At 75.4% G+C, this 13,640-nt stretch carries 15 protein-coding genes; 5 read left to right on the top strand and 10 right to left on the bottom strand.

The window, feature by feature from the left end:
* Window positions 1-297: 297 nt before the first annotated feature.
* On the top strand, window positions 298-2,481 hold the full coding sequence (locus AB0B83_RS24165) for a N,N-dimethylformamidase beta subunit family domain-containing protein (protein WP_357580073.1): 2,184 nt from the start codon (window positions 298-300) through the stop codon (window positions 2,479-2,481).
* Between the two features lie 6 nt (window positions 2,482-2,487).
* Here the strand turns inward: AB0B83_RS24165 and AB0B83_RS24160 are convergent, their stop codons facing one another.
* The 5 genes from AB0B83_RS24160 to AB0B83_RS24140 all read right to left on the bottom strand — a co-directional run bounded on the left by AB0B83_RS24160 (window position 2,488) and on the right by AB0B83_RS24140 (window position 6,768).
* Window positions 2,488-3,552: a magnesium and cobalt transport protein CorA gene (locus AB0B83_RS24160; protein ID WP_357580072.1), complete on the bottom strand. Its 1,065-nt coding sequence runs from the start codon at window positions 3,550-3,552 to the stop codon at window positions 2,488-2,490.
* Window positions 3,553-3,655: 103 nt separating this feature from the next.
* Window positions 3,656-4,276 (bottom strand): class F sortase, encoded by a 621-nt coding sequence (locus AB0B83_RS24155; RefSeq protein WP_357580071.1) that lies wholly within the window; start codon window positions 4,274-4,276, stop codon window positions 3,656-3,658.
* 112 nt (window positions 4,277-4,388) lie between these two features.
* Window positions 4,389-4,877, bottom strand: a complete 489-nt coding sequence (locus tag AB0B83_RS24150) for a hypothetical protein (RefSeq protein WP_357580070.1) — start codon at window positions 4,875-4,877, stop codon at window positions 4,389-4,391.
* Between the two features lie 409 nt (window positions 4,878-5,286).
* The gene (locus AB0B83_RS24145) at window positions 5,287-6,126 is read right to left on the bottom strand and encodes a metalloregulator ArsR/SmtB family transcription factor (RefSeq protein ID WP_357580069.1); all 840 of its coding nucleotides are present in this window, start codon (window positions 6,124-6,126) and stop codon (window positions 5,287-5,289) included.
* A gap of 111 nt (window positions 6,127-6,237) precedes the next feature.
* Window positions 6,238-6,768: a hypothetical protein gene (locus AB0B83_RS24140; protein ID WP_357580068.1), complete on the bottom strand. Its 531-nt coding sequence runs from the start codon at window positions 6,766-6,768 to the stop codon at window positions 6,238-6,240.
* A 141-nt stretch (window positions 6,769-6,909) separates the two neighbouring features.
* Between AB0B83_RS24140 and AB0B83_RS24135 the strand changes: the two genes are divergently transcribed.
* Window positions 6,910-7,197, top strand: coding sequence for a GNAT family N-acetyltransferase (locus AB0B83_RS24135; protein WP_357580067.1), 288 nt, complete (start codon window positions 6,910-6,912; stop codon window positions 7,195-7,197).
* Here AB0B83_RS24135 and AB0B83_RS24130 read toward each other — a convergent pair.
* Window positions 7,170-8,312 (bottom strand): hypothetical protein, encoded by a 1,143-nt coding sequence (locus tag AB0B83_RS24130; protein WP_357580066.1) that lies wholly within the window; start codon window positions 8,310-8,312, stop codon window positions 7,170-7,172. The genes AB0B83_RS24135 and AB0B83_RS24130 overlap by 28 nt on opposite strands.
* A 195-nt stretch (window positions 8,313-8,507) precedes the next feature.
* Between AB0B83_RS24130 and AB0B83_RS24125 the strand changes: the two genes are divergently transcribed.
* Complete coding sequence (locus AB0B83_RS24125) at window positions 8,508-9,758, top strand: lycopene cyclase family protein (protein WP_357580065.1); 1,251 nt, start codon at window positions 8,508-8,510, stop codon at window positions 9,756-9,758.
* A gap of 33 nt (window positions 9,759-9,791) precedes the next feature.
* On the opposite strand, the gene AB0B83_RS24120 is transcribed toward AB0B83_RS24125, so the two are convergent.
* Complete coding sequence (locus tag AB0B83_RS24120; protein ID WP_357580064.1) at window positions 9,792-10,895, bottom strand: serine hydrolase domain-containing protein; 1,104 nt, start codon at window positions 10,893-10,895, stop codon at window positions 9,792-9,794.
* 258 nt (window positions 10,896-11,153) lie between these two features.
* Here AB0B83_RS24120 and rnhA point away from each other — a divergent pair, with 258 nt between their 5' ends.
* A complete protein-coding gene (rnhA, locus tag AB0B83_RS24115) occupies window positions 11,154-11,633 on the top strand; it encodes a ribonuclease HI (RefSeq protein WP_132239639.1) in 480 nt (159 codons plus the stop codon).
* A gap of 25 nt (window positions 11,634-11,658) precedes the next feature.
* Here rnhA and AB0B83_RS24110 read toward each other — a convergent pair whose 3' ends face one another.
* From AB0B83_RS24110 to AB0B83_RS24100, 3 genes are all read right to left on the bottom strand, one after another.
* Entirely contained in the window at window positions 11,659-11,889 is a 231-nt protein-coding gene (locus tag AB0B83_RS24110) for a hypothetical protein (protein WP_357580063.1), read from the bottom strand.
* Window positions 11,890-11,986: 97 nt separating this feature from the next.
* Complete coding sequence (locus AB0B83_RS24105) at window positions 11,987-12,223, bottom strand: preprotein translocase YidC (protein ID WP_151457037.1); 237 nt, start codon at window positions 12,221-12,223, stop codon at window positions 11,987-11,989.
* 290 nt (window positions 12,224-12,513) lie between these two features.
* Window positions 12,514-13,413: a pentapeptide repeat-containing protein gene (locus tag AB0B83_RS24100; RefSeq protein WP_357580062.1), complete on the bottom strand. Its 900-nt coding sequence runs from the start codon at window positions 13,411-13,413 to the stop codon at window positions 12,514-12,516.
* A gap of 107 nt (window positions 13,414-13,520) precedes the next feature.
* On the opposite strand from AB0B83_RS24100, the gene AB0B83_RS24095 reads away from it, so the two are divergent.
* Window positions 13,521-13,640, top strand: a 120-nt coding sequence (locus AB0B83_RS24095) for a nucleoside monophosphate kinase (protein ID WP_357580089.1), incomplete at its 3' end; no start/stop codon positions are given.

Raw genomic sequence — 13,640 nt, 5'->3', positions numbered from 1 at the left:
CTGACCGCCGCGCCGCCCGGCGCGCCCCTGACCGACGCGACGAGCCGGCCGCCGGTGACAGCGTCGCCGCCGCGTCGCCGCCGGGCCGCGCCGGGCCGCGCCGGGCCCCTCGCCTCGATCGACAACAGTCGATCGCCATCCGTCAATCGCTTGATCGGCGGGACCGGCGCGGGCCGGCCGGCCGGAGGTGCGCGCGGATCATCCGATTTCGCCGCTCAGGGCGCCTGGCGGGGCCACGCCGGAGCCCTCGGTTTCGTAGGTTGCCCAGCACATCCGCCTCGCCGGAGAGGGGTCGCCATGGGAAACGTGCCGGGCCTGGGGGGCGTACCGCGCCGACGGCTGCTCCGCGACGGCGCCGTCATCGCCGCCTCCGTGCCGCCGCTGCTGCTGGCGGGCTCGTCCGGCGCGTCGGCCGCCGTGCCCCAGTACGACCCGCAGCAACGGTTCATCCGCCTGGTCGGCGGCGGGTACGGCGTCATCTTCGCGATCCAGGCCGACGGCGCGCTGTACTGGTACCGGCACACGGGCTGGCAGACCGGCGCGTTCACGTGGGCGAGCGGTTCGGGCCGCCGGATCGGCTCCGGCTGGCACCAGTTCCGGGCGGTCTTCGGCGGGCTCGACGGCTCGCTCTACGCCGTACGCGGCGACGGCACCGTCCACTACTACCGTTACCGGCTGACGAACTCGACTACCGGCGCCGGCACCTGGATCAGCGGCGGGCAGATCGGCGCCGGATTCGAGCGCTATCCCCGGCTGTGCGGGTTCCACGGCGCGTTCTACGGGCAGAACGCCGCGGGCGACCTCTTCCTGCACCAGTACGACCTGGTCGGCAGGACGTGGACGGTCCAGGGGGCGCGCATCGGTGGCGGCTTCACCGGCGCGGTGTTGCAGGCGGACACCTCCGGGGTCCTCTACGCCTACCACTACGGCGACCTCCGCTGGCACCGGCACCTCGGCGGCGGCACCTGGGCGTCGGGCTCGGGCCTGCGGATCGGCTCCGGCTTCCGCAACTTCTTCCTCAACGACGGGGTGTGGTGCACCGGCCAGGGGGTGCTGTACGCGATCCCGCCGGACGCGGCCACCGCCCGGCAGAGCGGCGCGCTCACGCAGTACCGGTTGACGAACCACACCACCGCCGGCCCCGACGGGCGGGCCGCCTGGATGAACAGCGGCACCGGCAAGCGGGTCGGTTCCGGCTGGACGGTGCAGACGCAGGCCGCCCTCCAGGGCTACGCCAACACGCCGAGCGTGGCGCAGGGCGAGGTGGCGCGTTTCGCGGTGTCCACCGGGTTCCCGTCGCTCACCGCGTCGATGGTCCGGCTGGCACCCAACCCCGGCGCCCCCGTGGTCGTCTCGCAGCCGCTGCCCGTCACCGGCGGGGTGCAGTCGCTGCCGGTGGGGTTCCTCGGCGTCGGCTGCGGCTGGGCGGACCGGTTGCAGTTCCGGGTCCCCGCCGACTGGCAGCCCGGCCTCTACGCCGCACGGCTGGAGGGCCCGAACGGGCTGCACCGGTACGTGCCGTTCCTCGTGCGGCCGACCCGCCCCACCAACAGGATCGCGGTGCTGCTGCCCACCTTCACCTACAACGCCTACAACAGCTGGGGCGGGCACAGCCAGTACTGCCCGGACACGACGGGCCGCCGGCCCCTCTCCGTACGCCGGCCGTCGACGGAGCTGAACGTCGACGACCCCGGGATCCGCGACCACACCCTCTTCTCGGATCTCCTGCTGACCCGCTGGATGTCCCGGCAGGGGCTCGCCTTCGACGTCTACGAGGACGCCGACCTGCACGGCTCCAACGGCTGGCTCACCAACTACCGGGTGCTCGTGCTGGGCAGCCACCCCGAGTACTGGTCCGACACGATGCGGCAGCGCCTGGTCAACTTCCAGGCCGGCGGCGGCCGGCTGATCTACCCGGGCGGCAACGGCCTGTACGAGCGGGTGCAGGTCAACTCCGCTCGTACGGTGGTCACCTACCGCCGTGCGGACGGCAGGCGGGACATCTACACGGAGCTGGGCCTGCCCGCCTCGCAACTGCTCGGCACCAACTACGTCGACGCCGGCACGTACGCGCCGTACCAGGTGCTGCGTGACCACCCGCTGCTGGCCGGCACCGGCCTGGTGGTCGGCAGCAGGTTCGGCCGCACGGGTTACAACGGCGCCGCCAGCGGCTGGGAGACCGACGGGCTGCGCGGGCTGGCCGGCGAGGCGTCCCCGGCGCAGGTCATCGCCCGGGGGGAGAACCCCGGGGGCCAGGGCGCCGCGATGGTCTTCCTGGAGCGGCCCAACGGCGCCCTGGTCTTCAGCGCGTCCTCGATCTCGTTCGTCGGCGCCCTGGCGGACGATCCGGCGATGTCGACGCTGTTGCGCAACGTCTTCGACCGGATGCTGGCGTCGGCGCCGGCGGTCCGGGCCACCGAGGTCCCGATGCCGCGTACCAGCCCCGCGCCCGCGATCCCGGAGCCGTCCACGATGGAGTAGCGGCGCTCAGAGCCAGCCCGAGCGGCGGAAGAGGCGGTGCAGGGCGAACGCGGTCAGCGCCATCAGGCCGAGCACGGTGGGGTAGCCGTAACGCCAGTGCAGCTCCGGCATGTTTGTGAAGTTCATGCCGTAGATCCCGGCGATGCCGGTCTGGGTGGCGGCGATGGCGGCCCACGCGGCGATCTTGCGCATGTCGTTGTTCTGCTCCACCGCGAGCTGCGCCAACCGGGACTGCACGATCGAGGTCAGCAGGTCGTCGTAGGCGGCGACCCGGTCCACCGCCCGGGTCAGCCGGGCGTCCACGTCGACGAACCACCGGTGCAGGCCGCGCGGCGGGTTGTCGGGCCGCTGGTCGAGCAGGGAGCGCAGCGCCGCCTGGAGGGGCTGCACCGCCCGCTTGAACTCGACCACCTCCCGCTTGAGCTGGTAGATGTGCTGGATGTCGGCCGAGCGGTCGCGGGCGAACACCGCCTCCTCGACGCGTTCCAGGTCCCGCTCGACGTGCCCGGCGACCTCCAGGTAGAGGTCGACCATCCGGTCGCAGACCGCGTACGCGACCGCCCACGGGCCCTGCGCGAGCACCGCGGGGCGCTGCTCGACGTCGGCGCGTACGCAGGTGAGCGCGCCCGCGGCGCCGTGCCGCACCGTGACGGCGAAGCGGTCGCCGACCAGCACCATCACGTCGCCGGTGTCGACCACCTCGGAGGTGTCGGTCAGCTCGGCGTGCTCGACGTAACGGGCGGTGCGCAGGACCAGCAGGGTCACGTCGCCCTCGCGGCGCACCGTGGGGCGGTGGCCGTCGGCGAGGGCCTGCTCGACGGTGAGGTCGTCGAGCCCGAAGGTGCGGCCGACGGCCGCCATCACCGCCGGATCGGGCTCGTGCAGACCCAGCCAGACGAAGGTGTCGCGGCCGCGACGGCTGCGGGCGTACGCGTCGGCGTAGTGCGGGCGGCCGGGCTCGCGCCGCCCGCCGACGTAGACGGCACAGTCGACCACGGCATCGGGATTGGAGCGACGGGGCTCCGGTGCGCGCTGCCCGGGCAGCGGTCGGCCGAGCAGCCGGTCGAACACGGCCGACAGCCTGACCCGTTCCCTCGCCAGCCGAACCACCCGTCCCCCTCCGCCGCACCGGCATCCGCGCGGACACCGTACTCGGGTCGGGCGGGTCCGGGGGTCACGGCACCCGGGTGGCGAACACGATGACGTTGTCGACGTAGTTGCCGCTGTCCCGGTCGAACCGGCCGCCGCAGGTGATCAGCCGCAGGCCGGTCGCGTCGCTGGGCCCGTAGACCAGGTCGGTGGGGAAGCGGTCCTTCGGGTACGACCCGACGCCGTCGACGGCGAAGGTGGCGACGCTGGCGTCGGCGCGGGTGATCCGCACGGTGTCGCCGGGCCGCAGCCGGCCGAGGTCGAAGAAGACGGCGGGGCCGGCGGCGGAGTCGACGTGCCCGACGATCACGGCGTTGCCGGTCTCGCCGGGGCTGACGCCGTGCCGGTACCAGCCGGCCAGGGTGGGTCGGTCCAGCGGCGGCACCTCCAGGTGCCCGTCGGCGTCGGCGCCCACCGCGACGATCCGTGCCCGCACGTCGATGGCCGGGATCCGCACGTCGACCGGCGCGGCCCGGTGCAGCGGCGGCACCGGCGGCGCGGAGCGGACCGGTGCGGGGGCGTCGGCGGCCTCCGGCCGGGGCGGGCGGGGCGGGGTCGTCGCCAGCCCGGCGGCGACCAGGCCGAGCCCGGTCGTGGCGAGCAGGACGACGACCGTGACCGCCCAGCCGGGCCTGCGCCAGGACACGATCCCACCTCCGTACGCGTGCGCCCGGGTGCCCGCTCCGGTGGGTTCACCGGTGCGGGCACCCGTTGCAGGGATGGACGACTTGCAGGAGTGGACGGCACGGGGCCGTCGGTCAGAGCGTGGCCGCCGCCATGTGGCGCCGGCGGCGGGCCAGGACCAGGGCGCCGCCCGCGGCGGAGCCGAGCAGGGCGCCGCCGGCCGCCAACGCGCCGGTCCCGTCGGTGTCGCCGCGCCCGCCGGCCTGGGCCCCGCCGATCGGGGTGACGGTGAACGTGGCGCTGCCGGCCGCGCTGCCGTCGCCGCAGGTCGCGGTCACGGTGTAGGTGCCCAGGGTGAAGCCGGCGGTGAAGAGTTCGGCGCTCAGCCCGCCGCCGGCCGCGGCGGTGGTGGACCGGACGTTCTGGTCGCGGTCGGGGCCGGTGACGCGGAAGATCGCGTCGCCGGACTTCGGGTTGCAGGTCGTCGCGGTGAGCACGACCGTCCCGCCGACCGGCGTGGTGGCCGGTGACACGACGGTGTCGGCCAGCGCCGCGCCGGGGAGCAGGAGCGTGCCGAGACCCACGCCGAGCGCCGCCGATACGAGAACTGTCTTTGCCTTCATACGCGTCTTCCCTCACTTTTCGTCCGCTGACTGCGTGGGACGTCGTTCGGGTGGCCAACTCCGTGACTAGCACCGGTGTGACCAACCCTAGGAGGGTTGGGGCCCCGATCCGGTGAAAATGAGAAATCCTCGTTGCCGTCACGTGTCCACCCGGGAGGCGGAGGGAGCAGCGGAAATGCCGGCACGGCCCACCCGCGAGGGTTGGCCGTGCCGATGTCACCGGGGGTCGTGCTGTCGCGGCTGGGCCGTCCCGGCCCCACTCGGGAACGGTGCCCCGCGGCGGGTGCGTACGCGCCCGGCCCGCCGCGTTGGCCCGGTCCTGGCCGGTTTGCTCCGGGCGGGACCGGGCTGCCTTCCTGTGCGCCCCGGCAGCGGGGTCCGCCGGTGCCGGGCGCGCGCCGGGACAGGGTCAGCCCTGCGCGGTGGCGCTCTCGGGGCGCGGCTCGGGCAGCGGCTCCCCGGTCTCCAGCAGCGACTTGAGGCTGGCCAGCAGCTCCGGCCAGCCGCCACTGCCGTCGAGTTGACCGCTGACGGCCCGGTACATCTCGCTGCCCGGGGAGAAGTCCTCGTGGGTGACTGTCAACTTGACGAACCCGCCGTACGGGGCGATGTCGAAGGTGACCCGGGACCTCCGCTCGCCGAGCCGGGCCGCCAACTCCTCGTCGGACCAGCCGAAGTGTGCGGCGTGCTCCGGCTGGAAGCCGTGCCAGCTGTAGGAGAGCCGGCGGAACGGCTCGGCGACCAGGACGCGCTGGCCGAGGTCGCGGAACTCGCCGCCCGGCTCGTCCTGCCACAGCACGGGGGAGCCGACCCGCCAGTCGGAGCGCAGCGCGACGCCGCCCCAGTAGCGGCGGGTGAACGCCGGCTCGGTCAGCGCGGCCCAGAGCCTCTCGGGGGTGGTGTTGACGTAGGTGGTGTAGACGAAGGTGGGACTGTCCATCGGCTCCCGCTCCAGAGCTGTCCGTAGGTCGGCGAGTGCGCGCACCCGCTCGCGGTCGTAACGGTCGATCCATCGTTCGGCGACGGCGTTGATCGGGACGGGGTTGAGGTAGTGCAGCTTCTCCCGGCCGCGTCGCACGGTGGTCACCAGGTTGGCCGCCGCCAGCACCACCAGGTGCTTGCTGACCGACTGCCGGGTCATGTCGAGCCCGGCGCACAGCTCGCGCAGGCTCTGCCCGTCGCGCCGGTTGAGGTCGTCGAGGAGCCGGCGCCGACTCGCGTCGGCCAGCGCCCGGAACACGTCGTCCACCCTGCCCACCTCGCACACGCAGCCGTACGGCTGCCTGTCACATTAGGCAACCGGACGACTGCATGTCCAGTGTGTCGCCGCATCCACCCGTCAAGGGGACGGCGGGAGCGGTCAGGCCGGGCGGCCGGCGTCGTCGTGCAGCAGCCCCACCAGCGCGGAGAGGCCCTCCTCGCCGTGGCCCCGGGCGACCGCCTCGTCCAGCAGGTCACGCACCGGGCGCATCAGCCCGGCGTCGACCCCCACGTCCCGGCAGGCCGCCAGCAGGTTGCCGAAGCTGGCGGCCTGCATCCGCAGGGAGGACCCGTCGGCGTCGTGCTCGCCCGAGTCGACGGCCGCCGCCATGGCGGGCAGCTCCCCGAGCATGGCGGTCAGCCACCCGGTCACCATCGGCGCGAACTGGCCCGCCGGCGTGCCGGCCGCGCGGATCATCGCCGTGGCGTGCAGGAATCCACCGAACATGCCGTCTAGCAGACGAATTCCGCGCGGCCGGCCGGAACGTGCATACATGGCGGCGAGCAGGGCCAGGTCGTGCACGGCCGCCCGACCGGGGTCGGCGCCGAGCCAGTGGACGTCGCCGAACGCCGCGAGGGTGTCCCGCCAGTCGAGGAAGGCGTCCTCCGTGCCGCCGAAGCGGTAACCCACCCGGACGCCGCGTGTTCCACGCGCAGCGTGGAGGGAATCTCCGTCCTTTAGGGCGGAGAGGATGTCAAGGCTTCTGGGCCGTCGAGGTCCGCGACGACGGCGCGTTCGTCGGCTTCGCCGGGCTGGACCGGGTCGACGAGGGTGTGCCGGTCACCGGCGTGGAGGCGGGCTGGCGGCTCGCCCGCTCCGCCTGGGGCCACGGACGGCTACGCCACCGAGGCGGCCCGGGCCGTCCTGCGGTACGGCTTCGACACCGTCGGGCTGCCGGAGATCCTGGCCATCACCACCGCGACCAACCTGCGCTCGCAGGCGGTGATGCGTCGCCTGGGCATGACCACCGATCCGGCCGACGACTTTGACGACCCGGAGGTCGACTCCGGTCCGCTGCGCCGGCAGGTCGTCTACCGCAAGCGGGCCGGGGACCGCTGAGCGTCGGGCGTCGCGGCGTCCGGCTCGGTCACCCAGCCGGCGAGCAGCACCAGCCCGGAGGGCCGGTGCACGGCGAGGAAGCCGAAGGGGCGGTCGACGTCGAGGCGTACCCGTCGCCTGCGCGCGGTGACCGGCCGCGGCGCGGAACCCGCCCGCGTGGAGACGGCGGTGACCGCGGCGGCGCGGAACCCCGTCGCGCCGAACGTCGCCGTCACGCTCTGCCGCGCCTGCGATACGGCCAGCAGCGGGGCGATGCCGGGAAAGTGGTCGCCGTCGCCGACGGCGGTGGCGAGGCCGAACAGCGCGGCCCGCGCCAGCAGGTCGTGGTCGGCGCGGACGGTGAAGCCCACGGTGCGGACGAGCAGCTCGGGCCGGTCGTCGTGGGCGTCCACGACCTCCTCGGCGACGCCGGGGCCGGTGGCGACGGGCAGCGCGGACGGTGCGCCGATCGCGGCGATCGCGGCCGGCAGCACCTGCGCCGCCCCGCGCCCCGGCGCGCCCAGGGCGAGCACCACGTCGACGTCCTCGGCGCCGCGCACGGTCAGCAGGCTCAGCGGGCCGGCGGCGGTGTCGACGACCCGCAGCGCGTCGAGGTCGTGGCCGGTCCGGCTCAGCCCGGCCAGCCGGCGGCCGCGCCACGGCCTGGCGGCCGGCTGGTGTCGGGCGTCGCGGAACGGCTCGGCCCACCCGGTCCGCAGCGACAGCGCGCTGGCCAGGACCAGCGCCGTCGCCGGGGTGACCCGCACCGGCATCTCGGGGACCAGACCGTCGGTGTGCGTGCCGGCCCACTCGTCGAGGGCCGTCCGGTCCCGCGCCGGGTCACCGGTCAGCTCCCCTCGCATGGCCGCCGGCACCTCCCGCAGCCACCGCTCGGTCAGCGGCAGGTCCCGCCGCGCCCAGGCGGCGAGCGCGAGCCGGGTGGTGGGGGAGCGGTCCAGGTCGGAGCGGGTCGCCTCGGGCGCGACCGCCAGCAGTTCGGCGCGGGCCGGACCGGCGGCGTAGCGGGCGAGCAGCGCCAGCAGCGGGTGGACGCCGGCGCCGGAGAGGACCGTCTGGCCGTCGTCCAGGCCGGACGCCCACCGGGCGGTGAGCGCGTTGGTGGCGTCGGTGCTCATGGGGCGGGCGTCCTCCGGCGGGCGACGTGACCGTCGCCCGGGGGCGACCGCTGGCACCCTACCGTCGCCCGTCGCCCGTCGCCCGTCGCCCGTCGCCCGCCGCCCGCCGCCCGCAGCCGGCCGGATGCGCGTGGCGGGGGTCAGCGGGGCCGGTCGGTGGCCGGACGGCCCGGGCGGTGTGGCAGCGTGGGCGGCGTGAACACCTCCGCAGCGCTGGACGTCGACCTGGCGCTGGTCGGCGGCGGCGGCGCCGCGTCGCTGGTCCTCGCGGCCCTGGACCGGCACGGCGTGCGGGACCTCCGGGTCGCCGTCGTCGACCCGGTCCACCGGCGCGGCCAGGACCGGACCTGGGCGTTCTGGGACCGTCCCGGCAGCGACCTGGACCCGATGCTGGCCGCGAGCTGGGACCAGGTCGAGGTGGCGACGCCCGACGGCCGCCGCGTGCTCGATCTGGCCCCCCTGCGGTACGCCATGCTGCGCTCCGGCCCGGTCTACGCCCGGGCTGCCGAGGCCGAGCGGCGGCTCGGCGTGCGACGGATCGTCGCGCCCGTCGACGCCCTGCACGACGACGGCGGGCACGTCACGGTACGCGCCGGCGGCGCCGGGCCGGCCGTCCGCGCGTCCTGGGTGCTGGACTCCCGGCCCCGGCCGCCCCGGCGGCCCGGGCGCACCAACTGGCTCCAGCACTTCCGGGGCTGGTGGCTGGAGTCCGCCGTGCCGGTCTTCGACCCGGCCCGGGCCGTCCTGATGGACTTCCGCACCCCGCAGCCCGCGCGGGGCGTGTCGTTCGGGTACGTCCTGCCGGTCAGCGACCGGTACGCCCTGGTGGAGTACACGGAGTTCGGCCCCGACCTGCTCACCGACGCCGGCTACGACGCGGCGCTGGCCGGCTACCGGGACCTGCTCGGCCTCGACCCGACCCGGTTGACCGTCCGCGAGGTGGAGAACGGGGTGATCCCGATGACCGACGGCCCGTTCGAGGCCCGACCCTCGCCCCGGGTGGTCCGACTCGGCACGGCCGGCGGGGCCACCCGACCCTCCACCGGCTTCACGTTCTCCGCCATGCACCGCCAGGCCGAGCAGGTCGCCCGGGCCCTCGCGGCCGGCCGCCCGCCGGTGCCCGCTCCCGCGTACCCCCGTCGGCACCGCTGGATGGACGCGGTCGCGCTCCGGGCGCTGGACGCCGGCGGCGTCGGCGGTCCCGACTTCTTCGGTCGGCTCTTCGACCGCAATCCCGCCGAGCGGGTGCTGCGGTTCCTCGACGGCGCTACCACCCCGGCGGAGGAGGTGGCGCTGATGGGCACCACCCGGCTGCGGCCGATGGTCGCCGCCACCGCCGGCGACGCAGTGGCCCGGCTCCGCGACCGCGTCGACCCGACCCGGCGGGCGGCGACCTGGACGGTCCCGCGGCCGGTGGTCGGCGACCGGGCCGACACCGACGGCTGAGCCGTCTCAGCCGACGCCGACGGCTGAGCCGCCTCAGCCGGCGCGGACGGCGTCGCGGATCAGGACGCGCAGTTCCTCCATCGGGTCGCCGTCGCCGGCGCCGAGCAGCGTCTTCGTCGCCGCCACGGCCAGGCCGAGGTCCGGGTAGGCGTAGGCGAGGCTGCCGCCGCTGCCCGCGGAGCCGAACGCGCCGTCCGGCTCGACCGCGTAGCCCAGGCCGAAGCTCCCCTCCTGGCCGAAGACCCACTCCGTGCCGCGCACCGCGACGGCGCTGACCTCGCGCAGCCGCTCGGGCGAGATCAGGCGTACGCCGTCGACCTCGCCGATCAGCGCGGCGAACATCCGGGCGACGGCCCGGGCGGACATCGTCCCGGTGGCCGGAACGTCGGCGCGGAGGAAGTCGTCCCGGGTGCCGACGCTGGCGTCCGGCCGGAGACCGGGCGGGGCGACCCGGTCGAAGTTCGGCAGGTTGGCGGCGGCCCAGTCCAGCAGGGCCGAGAGGTTGCGGTCGGCGACGGGGGCCAGCCGGCCCAGTTCGGCCTCGGGCACCCCGAAGAACAGCTCGCCGGGCACGCCGAGCGGCTCCGCGACGTCCTCGGCGAGCACCCGCGAGATCCGCCGGCCGGTGACCCGGCGGACCACCTCGCCGACCAGCCAGCCGAAGGTCCAGGCGTGGTACGCGAGCACGTCGCCCGGCGCCGAGAGCGGCACGCTGTCGGCGACGATCCCGCACATGCGGTCCCAGTCGGTGACGTCGGCGACGGTGACGTCGGGCGGCAGCGCGGGGACGCCCGCCGTGTGGGTCAGCACGTGTCGCAGGGTGACCCCGTCCTTGCCGTGGCGGGCGAACTCCGGCCACACCTCGGCGATCCGCAGGTCGTAGTCGAGCAGGCCCCGCTCGGCGAGCACGTGCACCACGGTCGCGGTAAGGCCCTTGCCGGTCGACACGCTCCAGATCGGCGTGCCGGAGGTGAGCGGCCGACCCGTGGCGCGGTCGGCCACGCCTGCCACCTCGTCCACCACCCGCGTCCCGTGCAGGTAGGCGGCCACCTGCACGCCGGCCTCGCGGCCGGAGGCCACCAACTCGTCGATCCTGCCGCGTACCTCGGCCCGCAGGCCGTCCCAGCTCCCCGTCACGGGAGGCCATCCTGCCAGCGGCCGGGAACCGGGTCACGGCCTTTTCCGCCAGGCGGGTGGGGGTCAGCGGGAAGGCAACACGTCGGTGCGTCACCCCGCCAACCGGACGCCGGGCCGGCGCCAGCAGGGCCGGCAGATGGAACGGAGACTTCGTCGCGGCGACGTGCCGACCGTCGGGCGGGTTCGCGCGGTAGGTCGTCCGCGCCGCGCCGCCGCCCGACGGCGGGGGAGGAGGTGCGGATTCGGTAGGTTGCCGGCATGGTGGACGAGACGGCCGGCAGGGTCGTGCAGATCTGGACCGACGGGGCGTGCAGCGGCAATCCCGGCCCCGGCGGGTGGGGCGTGGTGCTGCGCTACGGCGCGCACGAGCGGGAACTGTGCGGCGGCGAGGCGACCCCGACCACCAACAACCGGATGGAGCTGATGGCAGCCATCCAGGCCCTGGAGAGCCTGACCCGGTCGGTCACCGTCGAGCTGCACACCGACAGCACCTACGTGCGCAACGGCATCACCAGCTGGCTGGCCTCGTGGAAGCGCAACGGCTGGCGGACCGCCGCGAAGCAGCCGGTCAAGAACGCCGACCTGTGGCAGCGGTTGGAGGCCGCGTGCGCCCGGCACGAGGTCACCTGGCTGTGGGTGAAGGGGCACAACGGCCACCCGGAGAACGAGCGCGCCGACGCGCTGGCCAACCGGGGCATGACCGAGGCCCGCGCGTCGGCGGTGCCCGCCGGCCGCTGATCGGACCGGCGGGCGGGCGCTCAGGTCACTCGGTGCGGCTCGGGTCGGTGGTGCCGGAGACGGCGTCCACGTCGTAGCCGGCGCGGCTGACCTCCCGGGCCGACCGCCGGTCCTCGGCGGGCAGGTCGGCGAAGTCGTCGCCGGTGTCGTCGGTGCTGTGCAGGGACTCGCCCGGCGGACGCAGCGACGCCTGCATGGCGGTGGCGCCGTCCGGCTCGTCGGTGGCGGCCCGGTCGGTACGGTTCTGATCGGTCATGCCGCTCTCCTGCCCCCGTGGCCTGCCCGCAAACGTGCCCCGCGCTCAGCGGGCCGCCTCCGGGTGGCCTGCCCGCAAACGTGACCGGCGGCGGTGTTCAGCGGGCCGCGTCCGGGTGGCCCGGCATGCCGGAGCCGCCGCTTGAGCTGCCCGACGCGCCGCCCGCCATGCCCGACCCGTCGTCCTCGGTGACGATGTCGGGCTTCGTCGTCGTGTCGTCCGGCGCCGGGACGTCGGTGTCCGCCTCGACCTGGACCAGCCGGGCCTGGCCGGCCTCGTCCTCGGCGTGCGCCGGATCGACCGGTAGCTCCCCGTCGCGCGCCCGATATCCCACCACTGCCTCCCCCGTGCCGTCGCACCGCCGCGTTCCGCCGATGCCGTTGTCCGCCCCGGCTACCCGCAGCCCTCCACCCAAAACCCGCCCGCCTCCGACCCCCGCGCCCCGCCCGTCTGCCCCCGCGCCGTCCCGCGCCGCGCCGTCCCGCGCCGCGCCGCCCAGGCGGGACGATCATGCAGTTGTGGTGCCCGTTGTGACCGGGTTGATGCCGATATGCGCAGCACCACAACTGCATGATCGCGAAGAGCGAAGAGCGAAGAGCGAAGAGCGAAGAGCGAAGAGCGAGGTCAGCGGGGGCGTGGTGGGCGGGTGGCGCGGGCAGGGGAACGGGGTGCGCGGGGCAGCGGGGTGAGCGACAGCGGTGACCAGTGCCCGGGGCGCGTCCGGGCGGGCGGCAGGGCCGTGTGTCGGTCGCCCCGGGCCGCGTCGAGCTGGGACTGGTGCAGGAACAGGGCGCCGGAGAGGTCCGCGCCGCGCAGGTCGGCCCCGCGCAGGTCGGCGCCGGTGAGGTCGGCCAGGCCGAGGTCGACGCCGCGCAGGTCGGCGCCGATCAGCAGCGCCCCGCGCAGGTTCGCCCGGCGCAGGTTCGCCCGGCGCAGGTCGACGCCGAACAGGTGGGCGCCCCGCCGGTCCACGCCGGGCCGGCCGCCCCGGGCCCGGGCCGCGTCACCGACGCGGGACAGCAGCGGGTTGACCCGCCCCCGGTACGCGTCCACGTCGAGGGCCAGCAGCGTGTCGGCGGGCTCCCGGGTCAGCCGCCCGGTCTCGTCGAGCGCGACGGACAACTCGTCGCGCAGCGGCTGCGGCGGGCGCGTCGCGAGCGCCTCGGTCAGGTACCAGAGCAGCTCGTGCAGGGGCCGCATCACCGCGAACGTGTCGAACATGCGCGCCGCGGTCTCCGGGGCGTCGCGCCAGTCCCGCCCGCCGAAGGTGACCTGGGCCACCCGCTGCCCGGCGCCGAAGCAGTCGAAGACGGTGCAGCCGGGGAAGCCCCGGTCGCGCAGGTCGGCGTGGATGCCGCAGCGCGAGTCGGCCCGCAGGTTGGGGCAGGGCCGCCCGGCGGGCTTGTCGATGGCGAAGTCGGCCGACGCGGAGAAGGCCGGCGCGACGCAGCAGAGCCCGAAGCACCGGGCGCAGTCGGCGCGCAGCCCGTCCGCCGGCGACGTCGCCCCGGGAGTTTCCGACACGCTGACCGTTCTCCTGCCGATCGGGGGGATCCCGCCGGCGGCCTCGCGGGCGGAGGCTCCCATTGTCCCGCCGCCGCGACGGTCACCGGGCCCCGGGGTGCCCGGCTGTGTGCCAGGCGGGCGGGGTCGCGCCGGGCAAGGGCACGCAGGCCGAGTTCATCGCCGCGCACCTCTCGGTCCCGAAGATCTCGACCGGCGACATCTTCCGGTCGAACGTCTCGCAGGGC

The organism is Micromonospora sp. NPDC049060, assembly GCF_040649055.1.
In the GTDB taxonomy this organism is placed as follows: Bacteria; Actinomycetota; Actinomycetes; order Mycobacteriales; family Micromonosporaceae; genus Micromonospora; species Micromonospora reichwaldensis.
This window is presented reverse-complemented; position numbering and strand designations above follow the sequence as displayed.

What these genes read in the sequence shown, in the direction of transcription:
- AB0B83_RS24150 (WP_357580070.1), bottom strand. Translation starts at nt 4,877, where the DNA reads ATGAAGGCAAAGACAGTTCTCGTATCGGCGGCGCTCGGCGTGGGTCTC.
- AB0B83_RS24130 (WP_357580066.1), bottom strand. Translation starts at nt 8,312, where the DNA reads ATGAGCACCGACGCCACCAACGCGCTCACCGCCCGGTGGGCGTCCGGC.
- AB0B83_RS24110 (WP_357580063.1), bottom strand. Translation starts at nt 11,889, where the DNA reads ATGACCGATCAGAACCGTACCGACCGGGCCGCCACCGACGAGCCGGAC.
- AB0B83_RS24165 (WP_357580073.1), top strand. Translation starts at nt 298, where the DNA reads ATGGGAAACGTGCCGGGCCTGGGGGGCGTACCGCGCCGACGGCTGCTC.
- rnhA (WP_132239639.1), top strand. Translation starts at nt 11,154, where the DNA reads ATGGTGGACGAGACGGCCGGCAGGGTCGTGCAGATCTGGACCGACGGG.